We start from the raw sequence: 13,750 nt of genomic DNA, 5'->3' as shown, positions 1-13,750 counted from the left end.
AATTCAGGGGCAACTGTATCACAACTCAAAGCAATTTTTGGCTGGACAGAAGATCAAATGGCATCTCTTTATACAAAGAGCGCAGATCGTAAAAACTGGCTCTTGAAGCCATAAAAAAACTTCAAAAAAATTAGGGATAGAATTAAAAAAACATAATAGAATTAATAATTATAAAATTCCTTAAGCTTATAATATAATAGGTTGTTGGCCTTAATTGCCTTTTCTATGCTTTAGTGGTGCAAAACTATAACGATGTAATCCTACAATTGGACCATATTTATCAAGAGCTGTACGATGAGCTAACGTTGCATAACCTACATGCTTTTCTAAACCATAACCCTTATAAACTTGTCCCGCACACTCCATCATCCGGTCACGTGTTACTTTTGCAACAATAGATGCAGCTGCAATTGAAACAGAACGCTGATCGCCCTTAATCAATGCCGTTGCTGGATAGGGTAGCTTGGAAGGGATATCACATCCATCAACAAGTACATAGTGAACTGAAACAGCTAATCCTGTAAGACAGCGACGCATTGATTCTAAAGTTGCTTTTCTAATATTAGATTGATCAATTGTACGGGCGCAAAGACTAGAAACTGAAACCGCTAATGCACTTTGCAAGATTTCATGGTAAAGTCTACTCCGCTGAAGAGAAGAGAGTTTTTTTGAATCATTTAATCCATCAGGAATATGATCTCTATCCAAAATAACTGCCGCTGTTACCACAGGCCCAGCAAGGGGTCCGCGTCCTACTTCATCAACACCTGCTATATGAAAAAAACCCTGTTTCTGCAAATCCAATTCGCACGAAAAATTTGGCCGAAGCGGAAAATTAAACATTTTGATAAATCACAAATACAACAAACATATATTTCTTTCTGCCACCTGCTTATTTCTACAAGCATTACAGTTTTAAATAACTCTCCAAATATTTTGTGAATTGTCCACACAAGAAATAGAAACAAAACACGAGATAAAAAGAGTAGCGTCTTATCTATTTTCCTTTCTAAGGGATTATTATAGCATATGTTCGTTTTAACTAAAAAACAAAAAAATACATTTCTTTGGTTATTCCCTTCATTATTATGTATAGAAAAATCATTATAAAATAAAATTTTATCTTTATTTCTCAAATATTTCCTAAAGTTATGATAGATTTTACAAACCAATTTGGGTGCATCAATTTTATAAAAAGAGCTGCTTGTTGCGCTGCTTGCTGATTTTTAAAAATACCAAAGCAAGTTGCCCCTGCTCCAGACATACGAGAAAAAAGAGACCCACATTCATCCAATATAGATAAAACTTCTGCTAACTGAGGGACCATTTTTAATGCCGGGAAAAACAAATCATTACGCGTCTCCTGTAAAGCTTCAACCAATGAATCAACAGTCTTTAAAGAGACTGGATCAATTTTTAAAGGAGGATGATGACGCTTCTCTAATGCTTTAAAAACAGCTTGTGTTGAAATCTCTTGTCCATGATTAACCAAGACCATTGCCAGTGGACAAGCCTCTTCTAGTCGTATAATCTTTTGGCCAATCCCTTTAACAAAGAGTGGCTGCTGATATTCCAATGCAAAAAGACACATGGGGACATCAGCACCAAGAACTAAGCTCATTTTTGCTAATTTTTCATAAGGAAAATCAAGATTCCACTGTCGACGCAATATGCTTATAACCCCAGCTGCATCACCTGATCCACCACCAATACCTGAAGCAACAGGTAATGTTTTTACAAGTCGAAAAAAAGAAGGTTGAGCACTCTCAGGAAAACTCTTATGCATAAAATTGCGTGCGCGAATAACCAAATTGTCCGAATGAGAAACGAGACCTTTTGCAAACAGCCCCGTTAAAACAAACTCGTTACTTTCACAAGGCACGTAGTGTAGATAATCACCACTAAGACTAAAATAAACCAAACTTTCTATTAAATGATAACCATCAGCACGTTGCCCTACAACATGTAGAGCTAAATTCAATTTAATGGGTGTAAACACATAAGAATGTTTTTGAAACGAAGCTTGTGCATTTGATATCATATGATGTAATATTAACCTGTCGAGAGTTCTTTTACAAACATCTCTCTTTTATCCATAGTTTTAGCATCGATTCCATAAACAGTTCCGAATATTTCTAATGATTTTCTACACAACGAAGAAATGTGAAGGGTTCTTTACAAAAAATAAACGACACACTCTCATCCGTATCACTTCAAATCTTTTTTCTTCTAGCATCTTCTTTTAGATACTCCCCTCCTGTTTAAATGTTCCTTTCCATCACAAACCGTAACGCTGCCAAAGTGCCCGCTCTTCTACTGCCACCAATGCACTATCAACTGCAGTATAAATTGTATGGGCTGTCACTCCTGAAGGCGTTTTGGGTCCTAAAAAACTTTTTGGAGGCGTAATAAGCCGAAGTTTTGCATCATCACCAAAACGTTCCTTAATAACAGAACGTACATCATTTAATCCATCAATTAGACCAAGTTCAACGCTTTTTTTCCCACTCCAAAACATTCCTGTAAAGAGATTCAAATCATCTGTTAATTTTTCAGCACGCCGCTCTTTAACCAAATCGATAAAAGTTTGATGCACTTCAAGTTGGAGAGATTTCAAATGCTCAATATCCGCCTTTTTTTCTGGTTGAAATGGATCCAATGTAACCTTGTTCTTTCCTGCTGTGTACACACGCCTCTCGACACCAATTTTTTTCAAAAGTTCCGGAAAACCAAAGGAAGCTGAAACCACTCCAATAGAACCAACAATCGAAGAAGGATCTGCAAAAATTTCATCGCCTGCACAAGCAATCATATAACCACCGGATGCTGCTATATCTTCAATAAACACAAGAACCTTTTTGTTTTTTTCTTCTGCCAAGTCACGAATACGTTTGAAGATAAAACGCGATTGTACAGGTGAACCACCAGGAGAATTAATAATAAGTGCAACAACAGGTGATTTTTTTTGCGCGAAAGCCTTTTCTAAAAGATTTGCACACCTGCTTAATGAAAGCGTACGAGATATAGATGTTGATGAATCTATAATCGCCCCTTGAAGGCGCACAACAGGAACCTCCAATTTATTGGAAGAAAAACGGTGTGGAATAAAATTTCTGATAATATCCATCAAAACAAAATCTCCTTATAAATTAAGAACAATTAAATAGGCAAGGACAACAAAAAGAAAAAATGCGACAATACCCAAAAACACCAATTAATCCCTATATTACACTAGAAATATAATTTCACCCAAAATTAAAGCTCCCTAAAACAAAGTTTAGACTTTAAATAATAAACTTAAAAACACAAGATACCATTACAAAAGTTCCCACAAGCTTATATATCCATTATTAATTGCATCAATCCGTGGTGAAAAAGTATGGTCATTACCTTCATGTATAACCAATGCCGGCAAAATAGATAGAGCTGCTCTACTTCCTCGTTTTGCGTAAAATAAAAGGCGAATTGCTGCTGTTTTCGCACGTGCATGCACAGGAATTACACAAATACCACCAAAGCGCCCCTCTAAAGCACGCAAAATATCTATCAATGATTGTGGACGTGCAATTAATCCTAGACACCCACCTGGTTTAACAATTGCTGCTGCACTCCGCAACCAGTTATCAAACATCGCTTCAGGCATAACATGTGCTTCAGATTTGTATTTATCAGTTGACTTCCGATCGGTAGGATTATTAAAAGGTGGATTCATAATCGCAAAATCGAAGCTATTATTTATCAAACCCGCTTTTATACGAGCGTTCCCTCTGAAGGTAACATCCGCTTCTAGTAAACAAATTCGACCGGTAAACTGTTTATTTTGTTTTAGCATAAGCGTTTTTTGAGCGTAAGATGCCATAAAAGCTGAACGTTCAACTAAGGTAACATGAACTTTTAGACAACGAGAAGCAACAGCTAACCCTGCGGCTCCAGCACCTGCACCTAAATCAACAACCTTACCTTTTAAATTACTTGGAACCAAACTGGCTAATAACATAGCATCCATCCCAGAGCGATGGCCATAGTTACGGGGTTGAACTAAATAAAATTTCCCGCGATGAAAACTGTCAATTGTTTCGTTACTCTGATTCGCTACTTTATCCATTTAAAAGCCTAACTTCTCACCCTTGGAAGCTGTACTTTGCTATTCAGCTGCTGTTTTAATTTTTTTATCATTTCATAACAACAACATTACACTTGCTCAAAAACATTTCTTGCCAATATCATTCAAATCTTACACTTTAAAACGATATCAAAAGCTTGAGTCAAAACAAAACGCTCTTTATGCTAGTGAATAAAATAGAATTTACATAGGTCCATTACAATACTCTAGGAGTCAATATATTGAGTGCAGTCATTAAACCAAAACAAATAAGAAATAATCAAATTTCTCTTCAACCTCTTATTGATCTTACACAACGAGATATGGAGCGCGTAAATCAATTTATTCTCTCTATGGCAAAATCAGAGGTTGAGATGATCCCTGAAATTTCTAATCATCTTATTTCATCAGGTGGAAAACAGTTACGCCCAATGATTACGCTCGCTTCTGCTCATATGTTCAGGTATCAAAGTGACGGACATATAAAACTTGCAACAGCTGTTGAATTTATGCATACAGCAACCCTATTGCACGATGATGTAATTGATGAAAGTAATTTACGACGTGGGAAATCTACAGCACGGATGATTTGGGGGAATCAAGCAAGTGTACTTGTTGGTGACTTCTTGTTGGGACAAGCTTTTAAAATGATGGTTGATGTTGGCTCTATAGAAGCACTCTCTGTCTTAGCAAACGCTGCTGCAATTATTGCCGAAGGAGAAGTTATGCAACTTTCTGCTGCAAAAAAGATTAAAACCAGCCCTTTAGACTATCTCAAAATCATCAATGCAAAAACAGCAGCACTTTTTTCAGCTGCCGCTGAAGTAGGACCCATTGTTGCTGGATGTGGAAATAAAGAGCGTTCTGCATTACGGGAATATGGAACATCTTTAGGTTTAGCTTTCCAATTGATTGACGATGCACTTGACTATAGTGGTAATGCCCAAAACTTAGGAAAAAATATAGGGGATGATTTTAGAGAAGGAAAAATCACAATGCCTGTTATTCTTGCATATGAGCGTGGGAATATGGTAGAAAAAGCTTTCTGGAAACAAGCGCTTGAAGACGGAAATAATGATGATGAATCCTTCGCACACGCACAACACTTAATGGAAAAGTATAACAGTATCACAGATACAATAGAACAAGCGCGTATCTATGGAAAACATGCAATTAATGCTCTTATTCCCATGAACAAAAATCTTGCTTATAATGCTCTCATTGAAACCGTTAAATTTTGTATTGCACGTGTAAACTGACTTTTTGCAAGAATTTTAATATTTTTCAGTAAAATAATGAAATATGATTTATAAACTACACAATCGATTGATTATCTTGAAAAGGATTAGCTCTATGTGCTCTGCAACGGTATCCCGACTTTTTACCCTCTTTATCGTGGGTATCATGCTGATACCATTCCCTATCTACAGCAAAATAAACGCTGCAATTCATACAAGCTCCTTTACAGGTGCTTATTTAGCTGGAAGAGTTGCAAATCATGAAAATAAAACAAATCTCGCTATCAATTATTTTAAACAGGCTCTTGTTTATCAACCTGATAATATTGAAACACAAAAAGAACTCCTTGAAGCTATGCTCTCCGTAGGGAACTTTAAAGAAGCTGTCCAACAGGCAAAAAAACTCAAAGAACAAGGTGTTATAACACCCTTTGTATCCTTAACATTGTCAATAGAAAGTCTGATCAAAAAAGACTACAAAAATGCCAAGCTTCTTCTGCAATTAAAAGACCTCCCTACATCCAATAACCCAATACCTGAATTAATCGGTGCTTGGACTACATTTGGATCTGGACAAAAATCTCAGGCAATTGCTGATCTTAAAAAGATAAAAGGTCCTGTCTGGTATGACCTTTTTATATCTTATCATCTAGCACTTATGAGCGACCTTGCAGAAAAACCACAGGATACGAAAAAGTATTTTATTAAGGCGCTTAGTAATAAACAGGGACCTCTTATCGCGCCTCATACATATGAACGTATTATCATAGCCTACGCCTCATTCCAATTGCGCCACAATATGCGCAATCAAGCCCTTCAAACAATCCAGCATGGCGAACAAATGTTATCTGGTCGAGAAATCCTCAAAAACTTTCGAGAAAAAATTGAAAAAAACGCTTTCTTAGAGAAAATTGTTAAAACACCTCAACAAGGTGCAGCCGAGGTATTATATAATTTTGGAACAGCTCTTAACCACAAAAACTCAGGGATAATTGCACGTATTTTTAAACAATTATCTCTCGCTTTATACCCTCAAAATGACACAACACTGTTTCAGCTTGCACACATTTCTGCTAAATTGAATGATCCTCATCAAGCAATTAAACTTTATCGTGCTTTATCCCCTAAATCGCCTCATTATAAAGATGGACAACTTCATCTTGCATTCCTTCTTGCCAATAACAATAATTACAAAGAAGCAATAAAATTACTCACATTGTTAAATAAAAAATTTCCCAATGATCGCAACATTTTGATAACAATCGCTGCTTTTTATATGCAAGATAATAAATTTCTTAAAGCCGCAAAAACTTTAGACCATGCTATTGCTCAGATAAAAAACTTTCGGCAGGACGACTGGAAACTCTTTTATCAGCGTGGTATTGCTTTTGAACGTTTAAAACAATGGCAAAAAGCAGAAATTGACTTGCGAAAAGCACTTGAATTTTTTCCAAACCAACCACAGGTTCTTAATTATTTAGCCTATTCCCTTGTGGAACGTGGAGAGAAACTTGAAGAATCCCTCCACATGCTGCAAAAAGCTTCTACTTTGCAAGCTCACAACAGTCATATCCTCGACTCTTTAGGATGGGCTTATTATAAACTAAAAGAATACAACAAAGCAGTCCCAATATTAGAAAATGCTGTTAGATTACAGCCTGAGGATCCAACATTGAATGATCATTTAGGAGATGCCTATTGGAAAGTGGGACGTAAACGTGAAGCAATATTTCAATGGAATCATGCAATTGACGGAAAACCAGAAAATCCTAAACAAATTCAAGAAAAGTTGAAATTTGGTTTGCAATAAATGATGCTTAACCGTAAACCACATGAAATAATAAACAGTCATGGGAACTAAAATTTCTTTGATCGTTAGCTATGTCATTCAATGTTTAAAGAGTATAAAGCGTGAAACTACCTGAACATCTTAACCCTACACGTTCTTTTCAAGGACTTATATTAACCTTGCAATACTATTGGGCTAACTATGGATGTGCGATTTTGCAACCTTATGACATGGAAGTCGGCGCTGGAACTTTTCATCCAGCAACAACGCTGCGTTCCCTAGGTCCACGCCCTTGGAAAGTTGCCTATGTTCAACCTTCTCGACGTCCAACAGATGGTAGATATGGTAAGAATCCAAATCGTTTACAACACTATTATCAATTTCAAGTGCTTATCAAACCCTCTCCGCCTAATCTTCAAGAACTTTATATCAAATCTCTACAAGCTATCGGACTTGATACAAAACTGCATGATATTCGCTTTGTTGAAGATGATTGGGAAAGTCCAACTCTTGGCGCTTGGGGGCTCGGCTGGGAATGTTGGTGTGATGGAATGGAAATTTCTCAATTTACTTATTTTCAACAAATTTGCGGTATTGAATGCGCCCCAGTTTCAGGAGAGCTTACATATGGTCTTGAGCGTCTAGCAATGTATAGCCAAGGGGTTGATAACGTCTATGAGCTTAACTTTAATGGTTTAGAGAAAGAAAATAAAATCAGTTATAGAGATATTTTTTTACAAGCAGAACAGGAGTACTCATATTATAACTTCGAATTTGCTGATACCAAACTACTGCATCAGCATTTTATCGATGCAGAATATGAATGCAGCGCTCTTCTTGATGCTGGAAAACCAAATGAAAAAAATGCATTACATCGCTGTGTTTTTCCTGCCTATGATCAATGTATTAAAGCGAGCCATATCTTTAATCTTTTGCAAGCACGTGGCGTTCTTTCTGTAACCGAACGACAAAGTCATATTCTTCGCGTTCGTGATCTCGCGCGCCGTTGTGGAGAAGCCTTCTTACTCACAGAAGCTGGACAAATATACACTGGAGAAGCCTAATGTCTGATCTTCTTCTTGAACTTTTCAGTGAAGAAATTCCTGCACGTATGCAACAAAAAGCTGCGGTTGATCTAAAAAAAGCTGTTACAAATCAACTCGTGAAAGCTGGGTTGACTTATAAAGCTGCTCGTGAATATTGGACACCTCGTCGGCTAACATTGGACATACGCGGACTTTCTATACGCTCAAAAGATATCCATGAAGAACGCAAAGGTCCTAGTACAAAATCACCACAGCATGCAATTGACGGTTTCCTGCGTGCAATAGGGTTGAATGATATTTCTGAAGCACATATTGGACATGATGATAAAAAAGGAGATTTTTATATTGCTAAAATTGTTAAAAAAGGTCAAGCGGCAGAAAAAATTATCGCTGATATTTTACCAGATATTATCCGTAACTTTCCATGGACAAAATCTATGCGTTGGGGAAAAGACTCAGAAAAAAGTGGAGCTCTAAAGTGGATTCGACCTTTACAAAATATTCTTTGCATTTTCGGACCAGAAATCGGCGAAACACATGTTATTCCGTTTACAATTGGATCTCTTAAAAGCAATAATCTAACTTATGGTCATCGTTTCCTAAGTGACGGGAAACCATTCCAAGTGCATCGCTTTGATGACTATGTCACTCAACTTGAAACCCATAAAGTCATTCTGGATGCTGAAAGACGAAAAAATATTATTTTAGCTGATGCCCAAAATCTTTGCTTTGCAAATGGTTTAGAACTAGTTAAAGATGATGCCCTTCTAGAAGAGGTTTCTGGGCTTGTTGAATGGCCTGTTGTGCTTATGGGTGATTTTGACAAATCATTTCTCAGTATTCCTCCAGAAATTATTCGCCTAACCATTCGAGCCAATCAAAAATGTTTCGTCACTCGTAAACAAGGGGAGCAGATAAAACTCTCTCATCATTTTATTCTCGTTTCTAATCTTCTCGCAAATGATGAAGGAAAGGAAATTTCTAAAGGAAATAGTAAGGTTATCCATGCCCGTCTTTCTGATGCACTCTATTTTTGGCAAACAGATCAGCGTAATTTGCCTGATATTAAACAATTGGAATCTTCTATAAAAAAATTTGATCTTGATATAAAAAAAACTCTTGATCAAAGGATGGCACAACTTGATCACTTGAATGTAACTTTTCACGCCAAATTAGGTACGCAAGGTGCAAGAGTAGAACGCATCGCTACACTCGCACAAAAAATCGCGCCTTTGATACAAGCAGATCCTCTCTTAGCGAAACGTGCAGCAATTCTTGCAAAAGCTGATTTGCAAACAAAAATTGTCGGAGAATTTCCTGAACTGCAAGGAGTAATGGGGCACAAATATGCCCTTCTTCAAGGGGAAAATCCTCACGTAGCAGTAGCAATCGAAGACCACTATAAACCTCAAGGACCAACAGATCATCTGCCACAAGAACCGCTTGCTATAACAGTTATGCTAGCCGACAAAATTGATATGCTTGTTGGCTTTTGGCTTATTAATGAAAAACCAACTGGTTCAAAAGATCCTTATGCATTAAGACGAGCAGCACTAGGAATTATTAGGCTTGTACTTTCACGAGATTGGAAAATTAATCTCATGCCACTGTTTCTGTTGGCAAAAAATCTGCTCTTGCAACAAAAAAATAAATATAAAATCTCTCAACGAAAAAAACCACAATTGCAGAATTTGCTTTCAGAAAAAACAGAATATATTTTATCAGATCTATTATGCTTTTTTCATGACCGTTTAAAAATCTACCTAAAAGAGAAAGGAGCTCGTTATGACGTGCTTGAAGCAGTTTTAAAAAAAGAGTCTGATGATTTTTTATTGGTTGCACGTCAGGTTGAATCGCTTGTTTCTTTTATCAATACAAATGATGGAATGAGCTTTGCAACCTCTGTAAAACGTACTGCCAATATTCTTGAAAATGAATTTCAAAAAAATACAACAATAGCGAATGAAATCAATCCAGAGCTCTTTGTTGAGGAAGAAGAAAAGAAACTCTATTATGCAATCTGTGATGCAGAAAAAAAGATTCTTGATTACATCAATGCAACAAATTTATCGTTCGCACTCAGTGTAATAGCGCCACTTGGAAAATTAATTGATATATTTTTTGAAAAAGTATTAGTGAATGATAAAAAACTTGATGTTCGTGCTAACCGTCTTGTTCTTCTCAAACGTACTCATGCTATTACACAAGCAGTTGCAGACTTTTCAAAGCTTGCTATTTAAAACTAAAACGTTTTATCAACTGATAAAAATAAATTTTTTTTAGTACTTTTATTAATTAATATTTCAAAATATCGTAGTGGATTTCTCTCGAGATTCGAGAATCTCCTAAAAGAAGGAGATTTTTTAGTGTTAGAGATATTTTATACTAACTTCGTCTACACATTTTAAAGCGCGAAGACCCCTATCAGATTAGGCTTAATCTGGATCCCTATCAAGAAGACTCTACTGAGCTTCACACACTATGGGATTCACTTCCACAAAACTCGATAAGAAAGCTTAAATATTCAACCACACCTTTTTTAAATATGTAAGAATTAAAAAAATTATGGACCTAAAAAAGTAGTCCTTTATCTTCAAGACACCATTAATTAAAATATGTTTTCATTTTGATCAGAGACTCTTTTGCAAGAGACTCTTTAATGAATTCATTTACCTTATTGGAATCCAATTCCTTTGCAATAAGAATACGCGCCGCAGAAATTGCCAAATCGATAGCAGACGAAGAAACCATGCGGATTGCATCCGCTTCTGCCTGAGCAATTTTTTGTTCTGCCAATTTATTGCGGTTTTTTACATACTCTTCTGCTTTTATACGAGCCTCAGCAAGAACAGATTCAACTTCATGCTTTGCTGCAGTAATAATTTCTTGCGCATCTTTTTCCGCTTCTGCATGTTTTCGTTGATATTCAGCCAATATCTCCTGTGCCTCTTCACGAAGACGTAGAGCTTCATCGAGCTCATCTTTAATACGTTTCGCACGCATATCAAGATGATGAATAATTCTCTGTGGAATTTGAAAATAAACTAAAAGGACTAAAAAAAGAATTAACCCAACAAAAGCCCAAAAAGTATCAGTCATCTTTGCCTTCCTCAATAATCCGCAGCTTTAACAACTGAACGAACAGTCTCTTTGCTGATATCAACATTAATCAATTTTTTCACAATTTCAAGAGATAATTCTTCAGCGATAGAATCAACATTTTGCATTGCTTTATCTCGAATTTTTGCTATCTGTTTTTCAGCATTTGCGAGCTTTTTCTCTAAACTTTCCTCGATTTCCTTCCGTTCAAGCTCCGCCTTTTCTTTTAACTCTTCACCAGCTACCTGTGCTATAGCATGAGCTTTCAAACGCGCTTCTGTTAATTTCCGCTCATAAGTTTCAACAACAGTATCTGCTTCCTGCTTCATGCGCATCGCCTGATCTAAATCAGATGCAATGCGATCTCGACGCGTTTCAATAACACCACCAATACGTGGAACAATCACACGAGAGATAAAAAGATAAAAAAGTCCGAAAGAAACTGCCAACCAGAAAAAATGCGAACTAAAATGCGCAAAATCAAAAGGTGGAAACACACGATTTACTTGCTCTGCCGTTTTCTTAATATGCGCTATCGACGTTTCAGTATTTTGTGCATAAGCGCTGGGAAAAAACATCTTCTTTCATCCTTTAAATAGCTTATTAAAGCCCTTTATAACCGGTGATAATCAACTAACATCTCTCTGCTTAAGAACTTAAAAGGGTAAATCCTTCTCCTACAAAGAACAGATATACCCTTTAATGATGATCAAACCCCAAAAAGAAGTAATAAAGCAATGAGCAATGAAAAAATTCCCAATGCTTCTGTTACAGCAAAACCAAAGACAAGACGCCCAAACTGACTATCTGCTGCTGATGGATTTCGTAATGCACCAGAAAGATAACTACCAAAAATATTACCAAGCCCTAAAGCTGTTCCTGCCATACCAAAGCATGCAAGACCAGCGCCAATATATTTTGCTGCAAGCACTAATTCCATATTATTCTCCTTTAAAGAAAAATTGCATTATTCGATGGGAAACCGCCAGTTTTGTTAATGTCCTGGATGAATCGCATCATTAAGATACATACAAGTTAAAACTGTAAAAACATAAGCCTGAAGAAATGCGACCAAAAACTCAAGAGCAGTAATCGCTACGGTCATAATAAGAGGTAAAATCGAACCACCTATACCTATAAATCCTATCCCAATCATTGAAACAACAAACCCAGAAAACACTTTGAGCGTAATATGACCAGCAAGCATATTCGCAAAAAGACGAAGCGAAAGACTGATTGGACGGGAGAAAAAAGAAATAACCTCAATCATTGTCACTAGAGGCAAAACCACAACAGGAACCCCACTGGGAACGAACAGTTTCAAAAAACCGATCCTATGTTTATAAAAACCATAACCAATCACCGTTAAAATCACTACCATTGCTAGCGAAAATGTAATCATGATTTGAGATGTAACCGTATAAAAATAAGGGAAAAGACCAATAAAGTTAGCAACCAAAATAAAAGTAAATAGGGAAAATACTAAAGGAAAAAACTGCATTCCCTGCACACCAGATGATTCGCGCAGAGTCGATGCTACGAACTCATATGCCATTTCTGAAAGAGACTGCATTCGCGTTGGAATCAATCCTCGACTTGATGAGGAAATAAAAAGAAAAATGGAAGTTATAACAACCGTGATGACTGTAAACAATGATACATTTGTAAAAGATAAATCCATATTACCTATGGAAATCTTAATCAGCCGTGAAACTTCAAACTGATGGATAGGATCTGGAGTGTGCGCTGTCACTTCAACCTCATTTATTGGACCTCTCATTGGCCTCTTTGATTTTGCTTATCTTGGCGTAATACGCCGTTTTTCCCTAACTGACTGAAAGGAACATACCCTACAGACCGAAGAATACTCAATACACCCGCTGCAAACCCAAGGAAGAGAAAAAACACCAATCCCCATGGATACGAGCCTACTAATTCATCAAACCCTAACCCAAAAACAATACCAACTATAATGCTTGCCAAAAACTCACTAGAAAGTCCAATTGCATCTGCCATCCTCCCTTGCGATTTTTCCCGCTTATACTTACACTTCCGATTCTTTAATGCCTGCTTGTGCATTAAGGCTCTGCCTAAATTCTTACTACGACATTTCAAATCCTCTAAATGAAAACATTCCTCTTGCTTTTTCTCTTCAGTCTCCTTGAGGCTTATAAGGTTTTTTTCGCCCATCGCCATCATTGGCTCCTTAATTAAAAAGCAGAGTAAGAACGCATCTCATAAAACCATGCGCATCATATTGTTCCCGAATTTATTCGTCAAGACACTAAAAGAAATCTATCACAATTTATCGGATAAATTTTAAATCGCATAAAGAACGTAATTTTCTATTGATATGCTTAAAAAAAAGAGATTTCTGGGGGTCTAAACTAATTTCACGACAATACCCATGACTAAACAACCAAAAGTTCCCATGAGTAATATAAAACTCCATAAAGATACTATCTTTATGCTTAAC

13 protein-coding genes and 1 pseudogene are annotated in these 13,750 nt (G+C 36.7%); 5 read left to right on the top strand and 9 right to left on the bottom strand.

Going from position 1 to position 13,750, the window contains the following annotated elements:
* Positions 1-134: pseudogene (locus GGR08_RS08575) on the top strand (tyrosine-type recombinase/integrase); the annotation flags it as partial.
* Positions 135-210: 76 nt separating this feature from the next.
* Here GGR08_RS08575 and GGR08_RS06200 read toward each other — a convergent pair.
* From GGR08_RS06200 to GGR08_RS06185, 4 genes are all read right to left on the bottom strand, one after another.
* Positions 211-843, bottom strand: coding sequence for a ribonuclease HII (locus tag GGR08_RS06200; protein ID WP_183194493.1), 633 nt, complete (start codon positions 841-843; stop codon positions 211-213).
* Positions 844-1,132: 289 nt separating this feature from the next.
* On the bottom strand, positions 1,133-2,041 hold the full coding sequence (locus GGR08_RS06195) for a 4-(cytidine 5'-diphospho)-2-C-methyl-D-erythritol kinase (protein ID WP_183194492.1): 909 nt from the start codon (positions 2,039-2,041) through the stop codon (positions 1,133-1,135).
* Between the two features lie 237 nt (positions 2,042-2,278).
* Entirely contained in the window at positions 2,279-3,127 is an 849-nt protein-coding gene (locus GGR08_RS06190; protein WP_183194491.1) for a S49 family peptidase, read from the bottom strand.
* 189 nt (positions 3,128-3,316) lie between these two features.
* Entirely contained in the window at positions 3,317-4,105 is a 789-nt protein-coding gene (locus GGR08_RS06185) for a tRNA1(Val) (adenine(37)-N6)-methyltransferase (RefSeq protein ID WP_183194490.1), read from the bottom strand.
* 239 nt (positions 4,106-4,344) lie between these two features.
* On the opposite strand from GGR08_RS06185, the gene GGR08_RS06180 reads away from it, so the two are divergent.
* From GGR08_RS06180 to glyS, 4 genes are all read left to right on the top strand, one after another.
* Positions 4,345-5,361 (top strand): polyprenyl synthetase family protein, encoded by a 1,017-nt coding sequence (locus GGR08_RS06180; protein ID WP_183194489.1) that lies wholly within the window; start codon positions 4,345-4,347, stop codon positions 5,359-5,361.
* Between the two features lie 94 nt (positions 5,362-5,455).
* A complete protein-coding gene (locus tag GGR08_RS06175; protein ID WP_183194488.1) occupies positions 5,456-7,150 on the top strand; it encodes a tetratricopeptide repeat protein in 1,695 nt (564 codons plus the stop codon).
* Between the two features lie 101 nt (positions 7,151-7,251).
* The gene (locus GGR08_RS06170) at positions 7,252-8,193 is read left to right on the top strand and encodes a glycine--tRNA ligase subunit alpha (protein ID WP_183194487.1); all 942 of its coding nucleotides are present in this window, start codon (positions 7,252-7,254) and stop codon (positions 8,191-8,193) included.
* Positions 8,193-10,415 (top strand): glycine--tRNA ligase subunit beta, encoded by a 2,223-nt coding sequence (gene glyS, locus GGR08_RS06165; RefSeq protein ID WP_183194486.1) that lies wholly within the window; start codon positions 8,193-8,195, stop codon positions 10,413-10,415. The genes GGR08_RS06170 and glyS overlap by 1 nt, the downstream gene beginning before the upstream one ends.
* A gap of 364 nt (positions 10,416-10,779) precedes the next feature.
* On the opposite strand, the gene GGR08_RS06160 is transcribed toward glyS, so the two are convergent.
* The 5 genes from GGR08_RS06160 to GGR08_RS06140 all read right to left on the bottom strand — a co-directional run bounded on the left by GGR08_RS06160 (position 10,780) and on the right by GGR08_RS06140 (position 13,464).
* Positions 10,780-11,274, bottom strand: a complete 495-nt coding sequence (locus tag GGR08_RS06160; protein ID WP_183194485.1) for a F0F1 ATP synthase subunit B — start codon at positions 11,272-11,274, stop codon at positions 10,780-10,782.
* Between the two features lie 11 nt (positions 11,275-11,285).
* On the bottom strand, positions 11,286-11,852 hold the full coding sequence (locus GGR08_RS06155) for a F0F1 ATP synthase subunit B (RefSeq protein ID WP_183194484.1): 567 nt from the start codon (positions 11,850-11,852) through the stop codon (positions 11,286-11,288).
* Positions 11,853-11,983: 131 nt separating this feature from the next.
* Positions 11,984-12,214: a F0F1 ATP synthase subunit C gene (locus tag GGR08_RS06150; RefSeq protein WP_004860748.1), complete on the bottom strand. Its 231-nt coding sequence runs from the start codon at positions 12,212-12,214 to the stop codon at positions 11,984-11,986.
* A gap of 54 nt (positions 12,215-12,268) precedes the next feature.
* Positions 12,269-13,027, bottom strand: a complete 759-nt coding sequence (locus GGR08_RS06145; protein ID WP_183194496.1) for a F0F1 ATP synthase subunit A — start codon at positions 13,025-13,027, stop codon at positions 12,269-12,271.
* A 23-nt stretch (positions 13,028-13,050) separates the two neighbouring features.
* Entirely contained in the window at positions 13,051-13,464 is a 414-nt protein-coding gene (locus GGR08_RS06140) for an AtpZ/AtpI family protein (RefSeq protein ID WP_425485754.1), read from the bottom strand.
* Positions 13,465-13,750 lie beyond the last annotated feature (286 nt).

Origin of the sequence: Bartonella fuyuanensis (assembly GCF_014197255.1) — a bacterium.
Classification (GTDB): Bacteria; Pseudomonadota; Alphaproteobacteria; order Rhizobiales; family Rhizobiaceae; genus Bartonella; species Bartonella fuyuanensis.
Note: the sequence above shows the minus strand (reverse complement) of the source record. Positions and strands in the feature narration are given on the sequence as shown.